At 69.6% G+C, this 19,202-nt stretch carries 19 protein-coding genes; 10 read left to right on the top strand and 9 right to left on the bottom strand.

The annotated features are described in order from the left end of the window. Positions 1-10 precede the first annotated feature (10 nt). Positions 11-964 (bottom strand): manganese catalase family protein, encoded by a 954-nt coding sequence (locus ACLHG5_RS08475; protein ID WP_411318456.1) that lies wholly within the window; start codon positions 962-964, stop codon positions 11-13. Positions 965-1,176: 212 nt separating this feature from the next. Here ACLHG5_RS08475 and argG point away from each other — a divergent pair, with 212 nt between their 5' ends. From argG to ACLHG5_RS08455, 4 genes are all read left to right on the top strand, one after another. Further along, positions 1,177-2,619 (top strand): argininosuccinate synthase, encoded by a 1,443-nt coding sequence (gene argG, locus ACLHG5_RS08470; protein WP_411317222.1) that lies wholly within the window; start codon positions 1,177-1,179, stop codon positions 2,617-2,619. Between the two features lie 84 nt (positions 2,620-2,703). Next, positions 2,704-2,982 (top strand): hypothetical protein, encoded by a 279-nt coding sequence (locus tag ACLHG5_RS08465; protein ID WP_411318455.1) that lies wholly within the window; start codon positions 2,704-2,706, stop codon positions 2,980-2,982. A gap of 33 nt (positions 2,983-3,015) precedes the next feature. Next, positions 3,016-3,405: a YchJ family protein gene (locus ACLHG5_RS08460; RefSeq protein ID WP_411317224.1), complete on the top strand. Its 390-nt coding sequence runs from the start codon at positions 3,016-3,018 to the stop codon at positions 3,403-3,405. 51 nt (positions 3,406-3,456) lie between these two features. After that, positions 3,457-4,491, top strand: coding sequence for an NAD(P)H-quinone oxidoreductase (locus tag ACLHG5_RS08455; protein WP_411318454.1), 1,035 nt, complete (start codon positions 3,457-3,459; stop codon positions 4,489-4,491). On the opposite strand, the gene ACLHG5_RS08450 is transcribed toward ACLHG5_RS08455, so the two are convergent. Next, on the bottom strand, positions 4,475-4,867 hold the full coding sequence (locus tag ACLHG5_RS08450; RefSeq protein ID WP_411317226.1) for a PPOX class F420-dependent oxidoreductase: 393 nt from the start codon (positions 4,865-4,867) through the stop codon (positions 4,475-4,477). The two genes, ACLHG5_RS08455 and ACLHG5_RS08450, sit on opposite strands and share 17 nt — an antisense overlap. 203 nt (positions 4,868-5,070) lie before the next feature. Between ACLHG5_RS08450 and ACLHG5_RS08445 the strand changes: the two genes are divergently transcribed. Together ACLHG5_RS08445 and ACLHG5_RS08440 are read left to right on the top strand one after the other, a co-directional pair. Next, entirely contained in the window at positions 5,071-5,922 is an 852-nt protein-coding gene (locus ACLHG5_RS08445; RefSeq protein ID WP_411318453.1) for a hypothetical protein, read from the top strand. Next, the gene (locus tag ACLHG5_RS08440; RefSeq protein ID WP_411317228.1) at positions 5,919-6,239 is read left to right on the top strand and encodes a hypothetical protein; all 321 of its coding nucleotides are present in this window, start codon (positions 5,919-5,921) and stop codon (positions 6,237-6,239) included. Before ACLHG5_RS08445 ends, ACLHG5_RS08440 begins: the two co-directional genes overlap by 4 nt. A 34-nt stretch (positions 6,240-6,273) precedes the next feature. Here the strand turns inward: ACLHG5_RS08440 and ACLHG5_RS08435 are convergent, their stop codons facing one another. Then, entirely contained in the window at positions 6,274-6,729 is a 456-nt protein-coding gene (locus ACLHG5_RS08435; RefSeq protein ID WP_411317229.1) for a DUF5997 family protein, read from the bottom strand. Between the two features lie 65 nt (positions 6,730-6,794). Here ACLHG5_RS08435 and ACLHG5_RS08430 point away from each other — a divergent pair, with 65 nt between their 5' ends. After that, on the top strand, positions 6,795-7,529 hold the full coding sequence (locus ACLHG5_RS08430; RefSeq protein WP_411318452.1) for a LysR family transcriptional regulator substrate-binding protein: 735 nt from the start codon (positions 6,795-6,797) through the stop codon (positions 7,527-7,529). A 58-nt stretch (positions 7,530-7,587) separates the two neighbouring features. On the opposite strand, the gene ACLHG5_RS08425 is transcribed toward ACLHG5_RS08430, so the two are convergent. Next, a complete protein-coding gene (locus ACLHG5_RS08425; RefSeq protein ID WP_411318451.1) occupies positions 7,588-8,361 on the bottom strand; it encodes a hypothetical protein in 774 nt (257 codons plus the stop codon). 105 nt (positions 8,362-8,466) lie between these two features. Between ACLHG5_RS08425 and ACLHG5_RS08420 the strand changes: the two genes are divergently transcribed. Beyond that, positions 8,467-9,096 carry a hypothetical protein gene (locus tag ACLHG5_RS08420; protein ID WP_411318450.1) on the top strand — a complete coding sequence of 210 codons (630 nt, stop codon included), beginning with the start codon at positions 8,467-8,469 and terminating at the stop codon, positions 9,094-9,096. A 40-nt stretch (positions 9,097-9,136) separates the two neighbouring features. Here the strand turns inward: ACLHG5_RS08420 and ACLHG5_RS08415 are convergent, their stop codons facing one another. Further along, positions 9,137-9,913, bottom strand: coding sequence for a DNA-formamidopyrimidine glycosylase family protein (locus ACLHG5_RS08415; protein ID WP_411318449.1), 777 nt, complete (start codon positions 9,911-9,913; stop codon positions 9,137-9,139). Beyond that, the gene (locus tag ACLHG5_RS08410) at positions 9,906-14,615 is read right to left on the bottom strand and encodes an ATP-dependent helicase (RefSeq protein WP_411318448.1); all 4,710 of its coding nucleotides are present in this window, start codon (positions 14,613-14,615) and stop codon (positions 9,906-9,908) included. The genes ACLHG5_RS08415 and ACLHG5_RS08410 overlap by 8 nt, the downstream gene beginning before the upstream one ends. Positions 14,616-14,699: 84 nt before the next feature. Between ACLHG5_RS08410 and ACLHG5_RS08405 the strand changes: the two genes are divergently transcribed. Further along, the gene (locus ACLHG5_RS08405) at positions 14,700-15,239 is read left to right on the top strand and encodes a DUF4916 domain-containing protein (RefSeq protein ID WP_411317235.1); all 540 of its coding nucleotides are present in this window, start codon (positions 14,700-14,702) and stop codon (positions 15,237-15,239) included. Positions 15,240-15,353: 114 nt separating this feature from the next. Here ACLHG5_RS08405 and ACLHG5_RS08400 read toward each other — a convergent pair whose 3' ends face one another. From ACLHG5_RS08400 to ACLHG5_RS08390, 3 genes are all read right to left on the bottom strand, one after another. Further along, a complete protein-coding gene (locus ACLHG5_RS08400) occupies positions 15,354-16,991 on the bottom strand; it encodes a DEAD/DEAH box helicase (protein WP_411318447.1) in 1,638 nt (545 codons plus the stop codon). A 265-nt stretch (positions 16,992-17,256) separates the two neighbouring features. Then, positions 17,257-17,898 (bottom strand): DUF1684 domain-containing protein, encoded by a 642-nt coding sequence (locus tag ACLHG5_RS08395; RefSeq protein WP_411318446.1) that lies wholly within the window; start codon positions 17,896-17,898, stop codon positions 17,257-17,259. A gap of 28 nt (positions 17,899-17,926) precedes the next feature. Beyond that, positions 17,927-18,397 carry a hypothetical protein gene (locus ACLHG5_RS08390; protein ID WP_411318445.1) on the bottom strand — a complete coding sequence of 157 codons (471 nt, stop codon included), beginning with the start codon at positions 18,395-18,397 and terminating at the stop codon, positions 17,927-17,929. Between the two features lie 86 nt (positions 18,398-18,483). On the opposite strand from ACLHG5_RS08390, the gene ACLHG5_RS08385 reads away from it, so the two are divergent. Further along, positions 18,484-19,110: a 2-phosphosulfolactate phosphatase gene (locus tag ACLHG5_RS08385; protein ID WP_411318444.1), complete on the top strand. Its 627-nt coding sequence runs from the start codon at positions 18,484-18,486 to the stop codon at positions 19,108-19,110. The last annotated feature ends 92 nt before the right edge of the window (positions 19,111-19,202 follow it).

The raw sequence follows: 19,202 nt of genomic DNA, 5'->3' as shown, positions 1-19,202 counted from the left end.
GTGCCGCTACCTACTTCGCGACCGGTCCGTAGAACGACTCGATGTCGGCGAGCTCCATCTCGGCGGTCTGCTGGATGAGCTCGAGCAGCGACGCGTCGAGTCCGGGGGAGAACTCTTCGAGACGCTCGGGCGCGATCGTCTGCGGGAAGCCCTCGGGGGCCTGCTCGCTCGCGTCGAGAGTCGTGCCGTCGTTCGACGGTGACGCGCCCTGGAAGATGCGGCCCGCCTCCGAGGCGTCGGTGAGGTCGAACGAGTACTGCTTGCTCTGCAGACCCATGTCGACGAGCTTCTTGACCTCGGGAAACTGCTCCGCGTTGGTCTTCGGGATGGGGAGCAGCGCGCCCCAGTTGACGCCGAGCGACTCGAGGGCCTTCGCGTAGGCGTTCTCGTGGGCCTGGTCGCGCACGATGAGGTACGCGATGGTCGAGCGGGCCGTCTTGTTGTCGGTCATCTCGTAGATGCGGCTCTTCTGCAGGCGACCCGTCGACTCGAGCATGAGGTTGTAGAGCAGGTCGAGCGGGAGGTTGCCCGAGTTGTAGACGTAGCTGCCGCTCCACGGGTTGCCGACCGAGTCGACGGGCAACGCGCCTTGCGCCCCCACGAGGTAGTGGTGGATGTTGCCCTGGTCGAGAGCGACGTTGAGGGGGGTGGCGCCGCCGGCGCCGGGGGTGTCGAGCGGGTCGGTGAGCTTGCCGTTGTAGCGCGGCGAACCGTCGGTCAGTCGCGAGATCGTCGTGCCGATGAGCTCGACGTGGCTGATCTCCTCGGTGCCGATGCCCTGGATGAGGTCGCGGTAGGGCTTGGCGGAGGGGCCGCGGAAGTTCATGGCCTGGAAGAGGTACTGCATCATGGTGCGCATTTCGCCGAACTGACCGCCGAGGCCCTCCTGCAGCGCGTTGGCGGCAGCGGGGTCGGGCTCGTCCTGAGCGATTTCGTGGATGAGGTTCTGCACGTGGAAGTACATGGGGGGCTCCGACTTCTCTCGTTGGCAGCGGATGCCGCCTGCCTTCGACTGTGCGCGCACTCGCGGGCTTCGGCCATCCCCTTGCGCCGCGCACCCAAACGCGCATACTCACGGCCGCCCGCGCCGTCGCTCAGCCGGGCTGGGCTACGGGGCCGTCGTGGAAAGCGGTGCTCGCGCGAACCGCTGCTCGAGAACTCAATAGAGTTCTCCTTATGTCCAAAGTCTTGAGCAGTCTCCCCGTCGGTGAGCGAGTCGGTATCGCGTTCTCGGGAGGTCTCGACACCTCGTGCGCGGTCGCGTGGATGCGTGAGAAGGGTGCCGTGCCGTGCACCTACACGGCGGACATCGGGCAGTACGACGAACCGGACATCGATGTCGTGCCCGATCGCGCGAAAGAGTACGGCGCGGAGGTCGCGAGACTCGTCGACGCGAAGTCGGCGCTCGTCGAAGAGGGGCTCGTCGCGCTGCAGTGCGGCGCGTTCCACATCCGCTCGGGCGGCAAGACCTACTTCAACACGACACCTCTCGGTCGTGCCGTCACGGGCACTCTTCTCGTGCGCGCCATGAAAGACGACGGCGTCGACATCTGGGGTGACGGATCGACCTACAAGGGCAACGACATCGAGCGCTTCTACCGCTACGGTCTGCTCGCCAACCCGCGACTGCGCATCTACAAGCCGTGGCTCGACTCCGACTTCGTGCGCGAGCTCGGCGGCCGCACCGAGATGAGCGAGTGGCTCGTCGCCCGCGGCTTCCCCTACCGCGACTCGGTCGAGAAGGCCTACAGCACCGACGCCAACATCTGGGGCGCCACCCATGAGGCCAAGAGGCTCGAAGAGCTCTCGTCGGGCCTCGACCTCATCAACCCCATCATGGGTGTCGCGGCGTGGCGTGACGACGTCGAGGTCGCGACCGAGGAGGTCTCGGTGCGCTTCGAGGCCGGTCGTCCCGTCGCGATCAACGGCATCGAGTTCAGCGACCCTGTCGCGCTCGTGCTCGAGGCGAACACCATCGGTGGTCGTCACGGCCTCGGCGTCTCCGACCAGATCGAGAACCGCATCATCGAGGCCAAGAGCCGGGGCATCTACGAGGCGCCGGGAATGGCGCTCCTCCACATCGTCTACGAGCGCCTCCTCAACGCCATCCACAACGAAGACACCGTCGCGAGCTACCACACCGAGGGTCGCCGACTCGGCCGCCTCATGTACGAGGGTCGTTGGCTCGACCCGCAGTCGCTCATGCTGCGCGAGTCGATTCAGCGCTGGGTCGGATCGGCGGTCACGGGTGAAGTGACTCTGCGCCTGCGCCGTGGCGACGACTACACGATCCTCGACACGACGGGCCCCGCCCTCAGCTACGAGCCCGACAAGCTGTCGATGGAGCGCGTCGGCGACGCCGCGTTCGGCCCCGACGACCGCATCGGTCAGCTCACGATGCGCAACCTCGACATCGCCGACTCGCGCACGCGCCTCGAGCAGTACGCCGCCGCCGGCCTCATCGGCGGCGCCACGGGCGAGCTCGTCGGCGAGCTCGAGGTCGGGGCCGGCGCTCAGATCGCGGGGGCGGTGGAGCCCGCGGATGCCGCGGCGGATCGCCTCGACCGGGCGACGGATGCGGCATCCGAGAGCGCCGCTTTCGACAGCGGCACCGACTAGGGGCACCGAGAGGGCCGTCTGTCAACTGGTGTGGCTCGTCGAGGAGGAGGCGTAGGGTCGGGGAAACTCCTCGGAAGGAGACCCGTGACTGCCTACAGACTGCTCGTCCAAACGCGCGAGTACTACCTCATGAAAGAACAGGACGTCGCGGAACTGAAGTCCGCGGTCGCCGCGGCGGTGCGCCAGGGTGGCGACTTCGTCGAATTCAGTGCGGCCGGAAGAGGCCGGGTCAGCACCCTCGTGAGCCCCGGAATCGCCGTGACCCTCGAGGAGATCGAGACGGTCGAGCTCGACACCGGCTCGGTCGCCGTCGTCGACAACAACCGGATGCTCTACGACGTCAACGACATCAACAACCACTGAGTCGTCGTGCGGGAGCAGCGCTAGCCTCGAGGGGTGGACCCGATCGATGACACCCGGCGCTGCCCGTGCCTCAGCGGCTTCCCCCTCGGCGAGTGCTGCGGGCCGATCATCGCGGGAGCTGCGCCCGCGCCGAGCGCCCTGCGACTCATGCGGTCGCGGTTCACGGCCTACGCCCTCGGCGATGCCCGCTACGTGCTCGAGTCGTGGCATCCGTCGACTCGTCCGCCGACGCTCGAGCTCGACCCCGAGCAGTCGTTCTTCCGGCTCGACATCCTCTCGACGACGCGCGGGGGCATGCTCGACACCGAGGGCACCGTGGAGTTCGTCGCGCACTCGCGACGTCACGGCGAGCGCATCGAACAGCACGAGAACAGCGCCTTCGCAAAAATCGACGGCCGATGGTTCTACGTCGACGGTGTGTGACGTGCCTGCCCGCCAAGACCGCCCCACCCACCACCCCGCAGAGAGAACACCATGCGCGCCGTAGTCATCACGCAGCCGGGCGGAGCCGACGTGCTGCAGCTCGCCGACATCCCGACACCCCCGGTCGGCGACACGGATGTGAGCATCGCCGTCGTGGCGGCGGGCATCAACGGTGCCGACCTCGCGCAACGTCGCGGGGTCTACCCGCCTCCGCCGGGAGCGCCGGACTGGCCGGGACTCGAGGTGTCGGGAACGGTCTCCGCCGTCGGCGGTTCGGTCACGGGCTTCGCCGTCGGCGATGAGGTCTGTGCGCTCGTCTCGGGGGGCGGCTACGCCGAGTCGGTCGTCGTCGACGAGCGCCTCGTGCTGCCGGTGCCGCGCGGGGTCACGGTCGAGAGCGCCGCGGCGCTACCCGAGGTCGCGGCCACCGTGTGGTCGAACCTCGTCATGAACGCCGGGCTCGCGCACGGCGACACCCTCCTCGTGCACGGCGGGTCGAGCGGTATCGGCACGATGGCGATCCAGGTCGGTGTCGCGCTCGGCTGCCGGGTGATCGCGACGGCCGGGAGTGCCGAGAAGGTCGCGGTCGTCGAGTCGCTCGGGGCCGCGGGCATCCGATATCGCGACGAGGATTTCGTCGAGGCCGTCGCCCGCCTCACCGACGGCGCGGGCGTCGACGTCGTGCTCGACATGGTGGGCGGCGACTACATCGCGCGCGACATCCGCTGCCTCGCGATCGGCGGGCGAATCATGGTCATCGCCAACCAGAGCGGCGACGAGAGCACGCTGGATGTCGGCGCCCTCATGCGCGTGCGCGGGCGCGTGTGGGCGACCACCCTGCGGTCGCGGCCGATCGGGGAGCGCGCGCAGATCGTCGCCGCCGTCGCCGAGAAGCTGTGGCCGCTCATCGAGTCGGGTCGCGTGCAACCGATCATCGACTCGGTCTTCGCGCTCGCCGAGGCGTCGGCCGCTCACGAACGCATGGAGTCGTCGGCGCACATCGGCAAGATCCTGCTGAGCGTGGGGCCGCCCGTCGAGCAGCCCGTCGAGCCGCCCGCCGGGGCGCCGGTCAGCCCTGGCCGCTGATCTTCTCCGCCTCGATAGCCAGGACCACGCGCTGCTGGTCTCGCCCGCCGTACCAGGGGTAGGGGCGCCCCGTGTACTTCTGCGACAGGGCCTCGATGCTCTCTGCGCCGCCGTCCGTGTCGAGGCCGACGACGCGCCCGCGCACCTGGATGTAGCGGAACGGATTGCGCGGGTCTTGAATCGCGAGCGCCACCCGCGGGTCGCGCTCGACGTTGCGCACCTTGAGGTACCCGACGACGGTGTTGATGAGCACGTGCTCGCCGTCGGTGTCGACCCAGGTCTCGGTCACTTGCGGCGACCCGTCGGCCATGAGGGTCGAGAGAAAACAGGGGCTCGGTCGCCGGAGCAGGTCGAGCAATTCGGGGGTGAGGGGCATAGAGAAAATGCTATGTCGCGCCGGGTTCGCCCGAGTGTCGACGGCGGGCACGAATGTCGGTGGTGGTCGCTTCACTTTGAGCATGAGAGCAGAGATCCTGGTCGACACGAGGGGCGCATTCGTGAGCCCCGACGACGTGCCTGACGACCTCTTCCGTCGCCACCGCCTCGAGTCTGCGGCCGCCCGTCGCGACCGGGGCCGGGATGTTCTCGCGGCCCCTGAGGGCGGAGCTCGCCGCGGCTCTCTCGATCTCGGAGCGCGCCGCGGAGACGCTCATGGGGCGCGCACGCATCCTCGTCGAGAACCTCCCGAACACGATGGCGATGCTTCGCGCCGGCCGCGTGACGGAACGCCACGCCACGATCATGGCCGACGAAGCGGCAGGCTTGAACGACGCCGAGCGCGCTCGCTTCGAGCACCTCGCGTTGCCGATCGCCGAGCAACACGAGAGGGCGCGGCGTGACCGCGAGGTCGTCATCGAACCCGGTCGCGACGGCATGGGCTGGTTGAGTGCCTACCTGCCGAACCCCGAGCTCGTCGCCATCGGCAATGAGCTCCACGCCACCGCGCGCGGCCTCGCAGTCGAGGGCGAGACCCGCACCCTCGCCCAGGTAATGGCGGATGTCCTCACCGACACTCTTCTCGAGGACGGACGGTTGCTTCCCCCGGCGCATCCGAGGGCGAACTCCGCACCCCCGTCGAGCATCCACCCGCATCCTCACCCACCCCGAGGCCGGAGTCGTGCTCTCGTTCGGCAAAGACCGCTACGCGGTGCCGCCCGACTTGAAGCGCTACCTCAGATTCCGCGACGAGACCTGCCGGTTCGTCGTACGCGCGACATCCGCTCCCGCCACCGGCGGCAACGGCGGGCGCCGAACCGCCGCCGTTCTGAACCTGCGAGCCGGATGCCGCGAGTCGGATGCTATGGCCGAAACCCGGCCAGGTCGAGGGCTGCCGGCCGTGGGGTCTGCCGCGTAGCGTCGATCCGTACGACGACGATCACCACGACGACGATCACGACAACACCCATCACGACCGTGAGGACACAACCATGAGCGACACCAGCAGCAGCGATCTCAACAACCCGGTGCACGATACGGCGGCGAGTGACGACGACAGCCGCGCCTACGGCGCCGTCGACGACGAGACCACCACGTCGCCCGCGAGCGAACGCGACATCCAGGCCAAGCAGAACGACCAGTCGACGACCGCGACAGACGACGCCGAGGTCGACGAGGATCAGATCGAAGTGCTCCCCGGAACCGGAGGGCCCGACGACGTCGGCGACATCGAGGTCGACCCGAGCGAACTCAACCTCAGCGGCGACTCGATCCCCGGTCACCCCAAGCCCGGTTCGCCCGAAGACGTGTGAGCTGACTCCGGCGGGCTGCGCAGTCGGGTTTCCGCTACTTGGGAGCGCGGTTGCCGCGCCCGTCGGCGTCGGCTTTCGTCGGCTCGGCGTCGGCCTGCTCGGCGGCGCGCGAACGCTTGTAGGCGTTGAGGGCCTTGACCCTCGCGTTCTCGTCTTGAACCTCGGCGTGCGTGGCGCGCTCCTCGACGAGCCACTCGGGCTTCTCCTGCAGGAGGGCTTGGATCTCCTCGGTCGTGAGCGCGTCGGTCACACCTGAGCGGGCGAGGCCGCTGTTCGAGATACCGAGCTTGTGGGCGACGACGTCACGCGGGTGCGGGCCGTTCTTGCGGAGTTCGACGAGCCACTCCGGCGGCGACTCGAGCAGCGAGTTGAACTCGTCGCGCGTCACCGGCGCCGAGCGGAACTCCTCGGGTGCCGCGGGCAGAAAGATCCCGAGCTTCTTGGCGGCGGTTTCGGGCTTCATCGTCTGCGGTGTCGTGTTGGCGGCCATGGTGCCAGCGTACTGCGACGCCTCCGTGCTTCCGTGCCCACATGGTCTAGCCTGAGGTCGATCGGATGCAGACGGCCCGATCGGTCGTGGCGGGAGGCCCGGTGCGCTCCGAACCGCTCACTTTCGTCGTCGCCGCGGTGCCCGGTGTCACCCTCACCCGGTGGACGCGCGCGTGGCACGAGCGCAGCGACATCCCCCTCGACGTCGTGCGCACGGCGCCGCAGACGCAGCTCGACGCCGTTCTCACCGGAGACGCGGATGTCTGCTTCGTGAGATTGCCTGTCGACACCGACGGTCTCAACGCCATTCCCCTCTATGAGGAGGTCGCGGTCGTCGTCGTGCCCGAAGACCACCGCTTCGCGGGAGCCGACTCCGTCACGCTCGCCGACCTCGAGGGCGAGAACGTCGTCGACGGCGAGTGGTCGTCATCCGTCGAACTCGTCGCGACAGGGGTCGCCGTCACGGTCGTGCCGCACTCGATCGCTCGACTGTTCTCGCGCGGCGATGTCGCGGCGGTGCCCGTCGCCGACGCCCCCGCGACGAGGGTCGCCCTGGTCTGGCGCGACGACCTGCTCGACGACGACGCACGCGACCGCGTCGACGACTTCATCGGAATCGTGCGCGGACGCACCGCCAACAGCTCGCGGGCGACCCCGGCAGCTCCAAGCGAGCGCCCCACGGCCTCCGCCAAGAAGGCGGCGGCCGCCAAGAAGGCGGCAGCTCAGAGTGCGTCGCCGCGCACGGGGCAGTCGCGGGGAAAGCGACCGACCCGCGCGCGGCGGCCCCGGCAGGGGCGCTGAGCTCACTCGCCGCCCGAATACATCCGGCGGGTCTTCGAACCCTTATGCGCGGCGAGTGTCAGCCTTCGGCCGCGGATTCCTTCTGCGCCCTACCCTCGGCGACACGCAGCGCGGCACGCTCAGCGAGCCGACGCTGCATCTCCGCACCGGCCTCGTCGATGAGCTTCTCGTCGAGGTGCCGATTGGTGTGGTCGTTGTGGCCGTGGTGCTTCTCGATGTAGGCGTCGAGCTCGGGCCCCGACTCCCACGACGTGATGAGGCAGTAGCGCGGCTCGGGCCCGACGTGCCAGACGGCGTGCCAGAAACGCTGCGTGTCGACGATGATCTGGGCGCCCGCGTGCAGTGGGATGCGGATCTCGGTGGCCGAATTGAAACGGTCCTCCCGCAGCAGGAGAAACGAGTCGGGGTCGTCGCTGAGGTTGAAGAACCCGCGAACGATCCACCCGCTGCCGTCGGGGTTGAGGCGGTTGTTGTCGTCTTGGTGCAGGTTGTAGACGGTGCCCGCGTAGTCGTTGGGCTGCAGTTCGATCACACGGCAACGGCCGACATTGGCCCCGGGCTCCTTCGCGCGGCGCGTGAGAATGGGGGCCTTCGCCACTTGTTCGTCGACCCACACACCGTCTTTGTCGGTGCGCGGGGGAGTGTGGTTCCAGAACCCGTTGGCCTCGACCTCTCCGGCCGCGCTCGTGAGGGGGGCGAATCGCGTGTCGCCCGACGACTTCCATTCGACGTAGTCGAGCGCCGTCCACTCATCCGGGTCGCGTGCCTGGTCGTAGCTGTCCAGGATCACGAAGCCCTTCTCGTCGAGAAGACGGGATTTGATGTAGCTCACGACGATGCGCCCTTTCGGTCAGAGAACCGGCGCAGTATCGCCAGCACGACTTAGGCCAACCTAACATCCGGGCCGCATAGACTCGATGCTCGACGGAGGCGATCCATGACCGAGCGAGACCCCGACACTGCCCGATTCGATCCGCGGTTCGACCCGGCGTTCCAGCCCGGGTACGAGCCCGGCGATGAGCCTCGCCATGAGCCCGGTCACGAGCCCGGTCACGAGGTCGCCGCGGGTGCCGCGCGGGGCCCGTCGACGTTCGCCCCCGCGCCGGTTCCGCTCGCGCATCCCTCGCACCGCACCCGCGACGTCGATGCGCGCGATGATCGCGCGGCCGTCGAGCGAGACGATGCAGATCGATCCGCGAACACTGGCGCATACGACGACCGCGCGGGTGACGATCCTTTCGGAGTCGACGACGTCGAAAGCGACGATTCGGACGACGACGCGGCGCGCTCGTCGGTCGCGACCAACCCGTTCCTCATCGCGCTGTGGGTGCTCAGCGTCGTCTTCATCGTCGTCGGTGTGTGGTTGACGGTGTGGATTCCTGAGCTCATGGTTGCCCTCAACAGCGCCGGTGGAGCCACGATGGCGAACGCGGAATTCAACTTCTACCTGTCGCAGACGGCGTCGGCTCTCGCCCCGATGCTGATCCTGCTCGGTCTCGCGACGGCCGTCGGCATCCTCTTCGTCTACGCGGCGCACTCGCTGCGGGTGGGGTCACGCCGCGCCTGACACGGTGTCGCCGCCCGGCGACGCACACGGTCTCGCGCCATCAGGTCTGGCAGCGCGGGCACCAGAAGGTCTCCCGCTCCTGCAGTTCGGTTTCGCCGAGCCGGCCCTCGAGAATCGTGGTGCCGCAGCGCAGGCACGGTTTGCCCGCGCGCCCGTAGACCCAGTCGGTCGCGCCGCGGAGGGTGCCCGTCGTCGTGCGTTCGACGCGGTCTTTGTTGGCGTGGATGAGGCGGTGGGCGAGCGCGATGATCTTCTCGGGGTGCTCGATCGTGCCGACGGGCCGGGTCGGCAGAACCCCGCGCAAGAAGCACAGTTCGCCGCGATAGACATTGCCTAGCCCCGCGAGAACCCGCTGGTCGAGCAGCGCGAGTCCGACGGCGCGGTCGGGATCGGCGGTGAGCCTGCGCAGGGCTTCGTCGGCGTTCCAGTCGTCGCCGAGCAGGTCGGGCCCGAGATGTCCGACGACGGTGTGCTCGTCGTCGCGATCGACGACTTCGGTGATGCCGAGGGAGTAGCCGACCGCGACCCAGTCTGTGGTCTCGAGCACGATCCGGGCCGAGTGGGCGGGTCTGCGCCAGCGGGTGCCGTGGCGGTAGAGGTGCCACGATCCCTCCATTTTGAGGTGCGTGTGGATGCTGACATCCCCGACCCTCATGAGCAGGTGCTTGCCGCGGCTCAGGACTTCGTCGACCCGTTCACCCGTGAGATCGACGGTCGCGAACTTCGGAACCCGGATGTCGCACCGCGTGAGCACGGCACCCTCGATGGCGGCGCGCAGGTTCTTGGCGGTGCGGTAGACGGTGTCGCCCTCAGGCACGCAGCCTCAACCCCTGCGGTGTCGTGGAGAACCCGGCGGCCACGAGGGCGTCGCCCACGGGCGATCCGATGACGAAGTCCCCGTCGACCCTCTCGACTCTCAGTCGACGGAGCGAGCGGCGCACCGCCGTCGCGAGCGAGGCCGTCGCGGGCTCGATGAACTTGTCGGGCGCCCCGAACGTGAGCATCGTCTTGCCGCCGCGCTCGACGTAGAGCACGAGGCGGCCGTCGACGAGCACCACGAGGGCTCCGGCCTTGCGCCCGGGGCGGTGGCCGCGTTTCTCTGCCGGCGCGGCTGCACCGTCGGGGCTCTCCGCGCTCACGGGTGCGCCCGGCCAGGGCAGGGCTGCGCCGTAGGGGTTGGCGGGGTCGGTTGCCGCGAGGGTCACCGCGGCGAGGTCATCGGCGTCATCGCTCTGCCTCGTGAAGGCGCGCAATCGGTCGACGGTCGCACCGGTGGCGAACTGCGCGGCGCCGAGCCCCTCGACGAAGTATCCCCGCCGGGCCCGACCGCTCTCCTCGAACCCACTGAGCACCTTGTAGACGAGGCTGAAGCCTCCGCGCACGGCTTCGCTCGCGACGGCGCCACGCGTGACGACGCCGTGGCGCTCGAGCAGCAGCTCACCGAGGGCGAGGCCCCGCACGGTGGCATCCGGTTCGGCGAGGGGCAGGAGCGACCAGCGCCCGGCGACGTTCGGCGTTCCGCCCTGCGTCGGCAGGATCGGGCGCGCGCGGCCACGGTAGGCGCGAGCCCGCGGCACAGGGCGCCGTGCGGCGGGAGCGCCACCGAGGTAGGCGCGCAGGGGCGAGAACGTGTCGTTCGTGATGAGCCCCGACCACACGAGATCCCAGAGGGCGAGCGTGAGGGCTTTGTCGTCGGTGCTCCCGACCGAGTTGGAGAGCTGCCGGAAGAAGTAGGCCCCGCCGCCCGCGAGCGACGCGAGGATCTCGCGCTGGAGCTCGGTCGTCTCGTCGCCCGTGGGTTCCGCGAGGGTCACGGGAGCGCTGTCGGCGAGGTGCAGACTGATCCATCCGTCGTCGCCCGGAAGCGATCCCGCGCCCGACCAGATCACTTCGCCCGTCGCCGTGAGTTCGTCGAGCATCACGGGCGAGTAGTCGCGCACGCGAGCGGGCAGCACGAGGGTCTCCCACGCGGATGCCGGCAGCGCGACACCGGAGAGCTGGTCGATCACCTGCGCGACCCCGTCGACTCCTCGCAGAGGTTCACTCACGTGCTGCCACGACGGGAGGAACCGGCCGAGGGTCGCGGCGTCGACGGGTTCGACATCCTGGCGCAGGGCCGCGAGGGAGCGGCTGCGCAAGCGGCGGAGCACGTCGGCGTCGCACCACTCACTCCCCGTGCTGGCGGGGCGGAACTCCCCCTCGACCACGCGGCGCTTCTTCTCGAGCCTGCGCAGCGCGTCGGAGGCGATCGCCGTTCCGATGCCGAGCCGGTCGGCGAGGTCGGCGACGGTGAACGGCCCGTGCGTGCGGGCGTATCGACTCACAAGGTCGCCGAGCGGATCGTCGACCGGATCGATGAAGGCCGTGGGGATGCCGATGGGGAGCGGGATGCCGAGCGCATCGCGCAACCGGCCGGCATCTTCGATGACGGCCCAGCGGGATGCGCCCGCGCGCCACACGCGATTGACCGTCGCGAGTTCGCCGAGCCAGGTCTCGACCGCCGAACGGGTCACCGCGGGGTCGGCGACGGCGCCCTCGGCGACGGGAACGAGGCGCTCGACGATCTCGTCGATGTCCAGTGGCCCGAGGATGCGCAAGAGGTCGACGACACCTTCCGCCCCTTTCGCGCGGCGGTCGGGTGCGAGTCTCTGCAGCTCGAGTTCGGTCTGTTCGATGACCCCGGCGTCGAGGAGTTCGCGCAGTTCGGCGCGACCGAGGAGTTCGGCGAGCAGGCCGGGGTCGAGCGAGAGGGCGGCAGCCCGTCGCTCGGCGAGGGGCGAGTCGCCCTCGTACATGAAGGCCGCGACGTAGCCGAAGAGCATCGAGCGCGCGAACGGTGACGCTTGCTCGGTCTCGGTTTCGACGATGCGGATGGCGCGGTTGTCGATCGCGCGCGTGAGCTCCATGAGTGACGGGAGGTCGTAGACATCCTGAAGCACCTCGCGCACCGCTTCGAGAACGATCGGAAAGCTCGGGTACTTCACTGCGACCGAGAGCAGTTGCGAGGCGCGCTGGCGCTGCTGCCACAGCGGCGAGCGTTTGCCGGGGTTGTAGCGGGGGAGCAGCAGGGCGCGGGCCGCGCACTCGCGGAACCGCGACGCGAAGAGGGCCGAACCGCCGACCTCCTCGGTCACGATGGCGTCGAGCTCGTCGGGGTCGAAGACGAACAGCTCCGCCCCGGGGGGTTCGCTGTCGGTGTCGGGAATGCGCGCGATCACGCCGTCGTCGCTCGCCATCGCGGCACCGTCGAGTCCGTACTGGTCGCGGATGCGCGCGCCCACGGCGAGAGCCCACGGCGCGTGCACCGGCATGCCGTACGGCGAGTGCAGGATGACGCGCCAGTCGCCGAGCTCGTCGCGGAACCTCTCGACCACGAGGGTGCGGTCGTTCGGAACGTGCCCCGTCGCCTTCTTCTGGTCGTCGATGAAGGCGATGAGGTTGGTGACGGCGCGAGTGTCGAGACCTCCCGCTTCGATGCGGGTGCGAGCATCCGCCAGAGAACTCGACGCGATCTCTCGGATGTACCCGCCGATCGCGCGACCGAGTTCGGCAGGCCTGCCGAGGCCGTCGCCCTTCCAGAACGGCACGCGCCCCGGTTGCCCGAACGCGGGGGTCACGAGCACGCGGTCGTGCGTGATGTCTTCGATCTTCCAGCTCGTGGCGCCGAGGGCGAAGACGTCGCCGACGCGCGACTCGTAGACCATCTCCTCGTCGAGCTCGCCGACGCGACCGCCGCTGCCCTTCGTCGGGTCGGAGCCGACCATGAACACACCGAAGAGCCCGCGGTCGGGGATGGTTCCGCCGCTCGTCACGGCGAGACGTTGCGCTCCGGGGCGGCCGGTGATGGTGCCCTTCACGCGGTCCCAGACGATGCGGGGGCGCAGTTCGGCAAACTCGTCGGAGGGGTAGAGCCCGCTCAGGAGGTCGAGGGTGGCGTCGTAGGCGCTGCGGGGGAGGCTCGCGAACGGCGCGGAGCGGCGAACGGTGTCGAACCACTCCTCGACATCGAGGGTGTCGAGGGCGACGGCGGCGACGGTCTGCTGCGCGAGCACGTCGAGAGGGTTGGTCGGCACGGTGATGGCCTCGATGCGCCCCGAGAGCATGCGTTCGCTCGCGACGGCCGAGTGGATGAGGTCGGCACGGTGTTTCGGAAAGATGATGCCGCGCGACACCTCTCCCACCTGGTGCCCGGCGCGTCCGACACGCTGCAGGCCGCTCGCGACCGAGGGCGGCGCCTCGACCTGGATCACGAGGTCGACGGCACCCATGTCGATGCCGAGCTCGAGCGACGAGGTCGCGACGACGCAGCGCAGGCGACCGCTCTTGAGGTCGTCTTCGATGATCGCGCGCTGATCTTTCGAGACGGAGCCGTGGTGGGCGCGGGCTAATAGGGGCTCGGCGCCCGCGCTGGAGCTATGAGAATCGCGAAGCGATTCTGCGACGCCCGCGCTGGAGCTTTGAGGATCGCGAAGCGATCCCGCGACGCCAGCGCCGACGGAGCCTGCGACGGCGGTCTGGTTCGCGCCCCCCACCGCAACCAGTTCGCCCTCCGACTCGACCTCGGGCGCAGACATCCGCTCGACGAAGATCTCGTTGAGCCTGGCGGTGAGGCGCTCGGCCAGGCGTCTCGAGTTGGCGAAGACGATGGTGGAGCGGTGTTCGAGAATGCGGTCGACGATGTTCTCTTCGACGTGCGGCCAGATGGATGCCTGCTGCGGTTCGCTGCTCGCGGCGGCGGAGCCCTCGCGCACGGGTGCCGTGCCGAGCTCGGTCATGTCGTCGACGGGCACGACCACTCGGAGGTCGAACTTCTTGTTCGCCTCGGGCGCGACGATCGTGACGGGCGCGTCGCCGGCGAGAAAGCGCGCGACCTCTTCACGAGGACGCACGGTCGCCGAGAGACCGATGCGTTGCGCGGGGGTGTCGAGAATGGCGTCGAGGCGCTCGAGCGAGAGGGCGAGGTGGGCGCCGCGCTTCGTCGCCGCGACCGCGTGCACCTCGTCGATGATGACGGTCTGCACCCCGCGCAGCGTCTCGCGCGCGGCCGAGGTGAGCATGAGGTAGAGCGACTCGGGAGTCGTGATGAGGATGTCTGGCGGCGTGCGCTGCAGCAGGCGGCGATCACTCGACGTCGTGTCGCCCGATCGCACACCCACGGTCACGTCGGGCGGCGACATCCCGAGGCGCTTCGCGGTCTGGGTGACCCCGACGAGCGGGGCGCGGAGGTTGCGTTCGACGTCGACACCGAGGGCCTTGAGGGGCGAGATGTAGAGCACACGGGTGCGGGGGGCGTCTTCGCCGTCGGCCGTGGCGGTCGCGGCAGGCGACGACGCGAGGCGGTCGATCGACCACAGGAATGCCGCGAGAGTCTTGCCCGAACCCGTGGGGGCGACGACGAGAGCGTGCGACCCGCTCGAGATCGCGTTCCAGGCTCCCGCTTGCGCGTCGGTGGGCGCGGGGAACGCCCCCGCGAACCACTCGCGGGTGGCGGGGGAGAAGAGATCGAGCGGAGAGCTCACCTGCCCATCATCATGCAGACCCCTGACATCCGCCTGCGGTGGGGCCGTGGCGCTCACACCGGCGGAGTCGGGTAAGAATGGAGCATGAGCTCCGTAGGCACCCCCGACCCGAACTCTGGCTGGCTCTCCGACGATGAGCTCGCCGAGACCCGCCGCCGCCTCCCGATCCTCTACGTCGAGGCGATGCCCGTGAGGGTCGACGGTCTCGGGCGCATCACCGAGGTCGGCATGCTCTTGCGAGCGAACGCTGCGGGCGCGATGTCGCGCAGCCTCGTGTCGGGCCGCGTGATGTACGGCGAGACCCTCCGCGACGCGCTCTTCCGCCACCTCGAGAAGGACCTCGGGCCGATGGCGTTTCCGCTTCTGCCCGCGAGCGCCGTGCCGTTCTCGGTCGCCGAATACTTTCCGTTCCCGGGCGCGCAGTACCGCGACGACCGTCAGCACGCGGTCTCGCTCGCCTACGTCGTGCCCGTGACGGGGTCGTGCGACCCGCGTCAAGACGCCCTCGAGCTCACCTGGATGAGCCCCGCGGATGCCGCATCCGACGCCATCGCCGCCGAGATGGAGGGCGGTCGCGGAGCCCTCGTGCGCGCTGGCCTCGCGTCGGTCGGAGCGCTCGGCTAGCGGCGCACGCTCGCTATCCGCAACCACAGAACGGCCCCGACGCAACGCGCCGGGGCCGTTCTGGTTGGTTCTAGTTCTGGTTGGTGCTGGTTCTGGTGCAGCGAGTGCTCGAGGTCAGCGACCGCCGCCGCCACCGCGGCGCTGTCCGCCACCGTTGGAGCGCACGACCGAGCCGACCATGAGCTTGCCCGAACCGCCGGGGGCTCCGGCGCGGCGGGGTCCGCCCGAGCGGCGCGCGGGTGCAGCATCCGAGCTCGCAGCGCGGTCGTTGGTTCGGTCGTTGCTTCGGTCATTCGACCGGTCGCTCGAGCGAGGGGCGGATGAACGGCCCGAAGCCGGCGCGTCGCCGCTGCTGTAGTACGGGCGTGAGCCACCTGCCGCAGCACGCTCGGGGCGACCCGCGCCGGAGCCCGAGGCTCCGGAACGGCCACCACCGGAACGACCGCCCGAGCGGCCACCACCGGCGGGAGCGCCGTCGCGGTTGGCGCGCTTGCGCTGCGCGTTGGCACCTTGCGAGCGTCCGCCCTGCGACTGTCCGCGTGCGGGCGCCGCGGCGCGAGGAGCGGGCGTGACGTAGGCCGCGACGTCGCCCACGAGGGCGCTGACCGCCGCGGAGTCCGCGGTGACCTGCTGAGGCGTGACCGTGATGGCCGCCTTGCGCAAGAGCGCTGCCGTGTCTTTGCGCTGCGTCGGCAGAACGAGGGTCACGACCTCGCCCTCCTTGCCCGCGCGAGCGGTGCGACCCGAGCGGTGCAGATATGCCTTGTGCTCGGCGGGCGGGTCGACGTGGATCACGAGTTCGATGTCGTCGACGTGCACGCCACGGGCGGCGACGTCGGTCGCGACGAGAACGCGCGAGGTGCCGTCGGAGAACGCGGCGAGGTTGCGATCGCGCTGCGGCTGCGACAGGTTGCCGTGCAGGTCGACGGCGGGGATGCCGGCATCCGTCAGCTGCTTCGCGAGCTTCTTGGCGTGGTGTTTGGTGCGCATGAAGAGGATGCGGCGACCGGTGCCCGACGCGAGCTTCTCGATGAGCAGGCGCTTGGCTTCGACCGACTCGACCTCGAACACGTGGTGGGTCATCGCCGAGACGTGCGATGTGGCCTCGTCGACCGAGTGCAGCACCTGGTTGTGGAGGTACTTGCGCACGAGCTTGTCGACGCCGTTGTCCAGCGTTGCGGAGAACAGCATCCGCTGCCCGCTCTGCGGGGTCTTGTCCATGATGCGCGTGACGACGGGGAGGAATCCGAGGTCGGCCATGTGGTCGGCCTCGTCGAGAACCGTGATCTCGACGGCGTCGAGCGACACGAAGCCCTGCTTCATGAGGTCTTCGAGTCGGCCGGGGCAGGCCACGACGATATCGACGCCGGCCTTGAGCGCGGCGACCTGGCGCTGCTGTGAGACGCCGCCGAAGATCGTCGTGAGCTTGAGGCCGTACGAGGCCGCGAGCGGCTCCATCGCGGTCGTGATCTGGGTGGCGAGCTCGCGCGTGGGGGCGAGCACGAGTCCGAGGGGCCGACCCGCGCGGCGGTTGCCGCCGGCGAGCTTGCCGCCGAGGCGCGCGATCATCGGGATCGAGAAGGCGAGGGTCTTGCCCGAGCCCGTTTTTCCACGGCCGAGGACGTCGCGACCGGAGAGGGTGTCCGGCAGGGTGTCCTGCTGGATGGGGAAGGGGGCGTCGATGCCCGCTGCGGTGAGCGCGGCGACGAGGGGAGCCGGCACGCCGAGCGCGCCGAAGGATGTTTCGGTCAAGATGTTTGCCTTTCGGGCAGATCCATACCGGGTGTCGGCGCGCAGAAGCACGACTGTCGAACCGTCGATGGTGTGATGGCGAAGGTGGCGATGGCCACAATCGTTCGCCGCAAGAAAGTGTCTACGAACCGTTGTCAGCGAGTGATGCTGAGCGGCGAGAAGAGGAAGCGTTCCACGACGCACGGTGTTCGTGATGAACACGCGAGTGATCTCAGCCTAGCACTCGCGGATGTTCGCGGCCGGCTGGTCGCCCGCCAGTGGCCCCTCAGTGCCCGCTGATACCGCTGTAGCGCTCGCCCACGGGGATCTCGACGTCGACCGTGTTGCCGGGCTGCGCGAGCGGGCACGCCCAGGCCGGGTCGTAGGCGCACGACGGGTTGTAGGCGAAGTTGAAGTCGAGCACGAGCGACTCGGGGGTGCCTCCCGGCCCGAGGTCGGCGCCCTTGACGGTGTCGAGGAGGTAGCGGCCGCCGCCGTAGGTGCCGCCGGGGGTTCCCGCGAGTGCGTCTTTCACGGGCAGGAAGAGTCCGCCCCCGTAGCTCGCGAGGCGCCAGACATCCAGGCTCCCGACCGAGGGCACGTGCGCTACCCCGACGAGTTCGAACGGCACGGTGCCGTCGGTGCCCGTCTCGACCTCGATGCGGCGTGCGCCGCCCGTCTCGGGGTCGATCTCGGCTGGTTCGACCTCCACCTCGAAGCGCCAATCGGGGTCGTACGGTTTCACCGGGAGGCCGGTGAACTCGAGCAGATCCTCCGGCAGCAACGGGCTCGACGGGTGCTCGGCGAGGAGCCTGTCGCGCTCGCGCCTCCACTGATCGTGAGCCGCCTGCAGGTCGGTCGCCCGGCGGATGTCGGCGTAGAGGGCGAAGACGCTGCGACGCCAGTCGGCGAGCTCGAGTGCGGTCATCGTTCGAGGCTAACCCCGCAGCGCACGGCTATGCCTGCCAGGTGCGCGCGAGCTGGGAGATGCGCAGCGCGCGCCACTGCCAGAACACCCAGTAGACGGGCCACAGCAGAGCGGTCACCCGACCCGCCTCGAAGCGCAGCTCGTCGCGGTAGAGGGTGCGGCCGTCGGCGAGCGGAGAGACGGCCATGGTGTGGTGCCACGCGGTCACGGTCGTGAAGATGCCGCTCACGCCGTAGCCCGTGTCGACGACGAGTCGGGCGCCGGCCCGCTCGGGCGGGATGCCGATGCGGATCACCTGCTCGCCCACGGGCACGAGGCCGAATGCCTTCGCTGCGACCGGATGCTCTCCCTCCGGCCACGACTCGGGGTAGCCGCCCGGCTCGAGGGAGGTGAACCTCATGATCGGGGCCGACACCTGCTGGAACACCGCGGGCGACCGCACCGCGGTCCACGCGGCGTCGACATCGCAGTCGAGAACGAGTTTGAGGAGGATGCGCATGGGTTCAGTGTGGCCGGTGCGGCTGCGAGAGCGTCACGCAGTGTCATGTCACGGCGCGGCGCCGGGCGCGCGGCTAGCGTGGATCGGTGCCTGAAACCGCTCCAGCCCCTGCCCCTGCCCCTGCCCCTGCCCCAGCGTCCACCGTCGCGACGGCTTCCGCATCCCAGCAGCAGTACCAGGTGCGCTTCGACTGGGGGCGTGACGGTGCCGCCGCGATCGGCACGGGGGCCGATGTCGTCGTGCTCGTCGACGTGCTCGAGTCGCCCTCATCCGCAGCCCTCCGTGACGATCTCGACCGAGCCTCGCGCGACGGACGAGGCGCGCCCGTAATCACTGCGGGGCTTACGAACAAGAGCGCGGTTGCCGCGTGGGTACTCGCGCAGCAGGCAGACAAGGGAGACAGGTTCGCCGTCGCGGTCGTCGCCGCGGGGGAGGAATGGCCGACCGGTGCGGTGCGCTTCGCCGTCGAAGACCTCTTGGCCGCGGGCGCCGTGATCGACGCTCTCGCCGACCTCGGCATCGACTACTGCTCGCCGGAAGCCGCGGCGGCATCCGCGGCCTTCACGGGGCTGCGCAACGCGACAGGTCATCTCGTCGGCGCGAGCGCGAGCGGCCGGGAGCGCACCGCGGCAGGTCGCCGCTCCGACGTCGACGCGGCCATCGCGATCGACTCGGTGACCGAGGCGGATGTCGCGCACGCCCCGTCGGCCTGAGCGGCACTGCCCCGACCCCGACCTCGACCCCGACCCCGAGCCGTCGCCGCGCCGAGCTCGCCGCGGCATCCGCCGACCGTTTCGGCATCCGC

Source organism: Marisediminicola sp. LYQ85, assembly GCF_046600695.1.
In the GTDB taxonomy this organism is placed as follows: domain Bacteria; phylum Actinomycetota; class Actinomycetes; order Actinomycetales; family Microbacteriaceae; genus Marisediminicola.
The sequence above is the reverse complement of the archived record's forward strand: the minus strand, read 5'-3'. Positions and strand labels throughout refer to the sequence as shown.

Coding starts and splice junctions, on each gene's coding strand:
- ACLHG5_RS08445 (WP_411318453.1), top strand. CDS start 5,071: ATGTTCTCGCGGCCCCTGAGGGCGGAGCTCGCCGCGGCTCTCTCGATC.
- ACLHG5_RS08390 (WP_411318445.1), bottom strand. CDS start 18,397: ATGCGCATCCTCCTCAAACTCGTTCTCGACTGCGATGTCGACGCCGCG.
- argG (WP_411317222.1), top strand. CDS start 1,177: ATGTCCAAAGTCTTGAGCAGTCTCCCCGTCGGTGAGCGAGTCGGTATC.
- ACLHG5_RS08430 (WP_411318452.1), top strand. CDS start 6,795: ATGCAGACGGCCCGATCGGTCGTGGCGGGAGGCCCGGTGCGCTCCGAA.
- ACLHG5_RS08395 (WP_411318446.1), bottom strand. CDS start 17,898: ATGACCGCACTCGAGCTCGCCGACTGGCGTCGCAGCGTCTTCGCCCTC.
- ACLHG5_RS08435 (WP_411317229.1), bottom strand. CDS start 6,729: ATGGCCGCCAACACGACACCGCAGACGATGAAGCCCGAAACCGCCGCC.
- ACLHG5_RS08440 (WP_411317228.1), top strand. CDS start 5,919: ATGAGCGACACCAGCAGCAGCGATCTCAACAACCCGGTGCACGATACG.
- ACLHG5_RS08405 (WP_411317235.1), top strand. CDS start 14,700: ATGAGCTCCGTAGGCACCCCCGACCCGAACTCTGGCTGGCTCTCCGAC.
- ACLHG5_RS08455 (WP_411318454.1), top strand. CDS start 3,457: ATGCGCGCCGTAGTCATCACGCAGCCGGGCGGAGCCGACGTGCTGCAG.
- ACLHG5_RS08450 (WP_411317226.1), bottom strand. CDS start 4,867: ATGCCCCTCACCCCCGAATTGCTCGACCTGCTCCGGCGACCGAGCCCC.
- ACLHG5_RS08475 (WP_411318456.1), bottom strand. CDS start 964: ATGTACTTCCACGTGCAGAACCTCATCCACGAAATCGCTCAGGACGAG.
- ACLHG5_RS08420 (WP_411318450.1), top strand. CDS start 8,467: ATGACCGAGCGAGACCCCGACACTGCCCGATTCGATCCGCGGTTCGAC.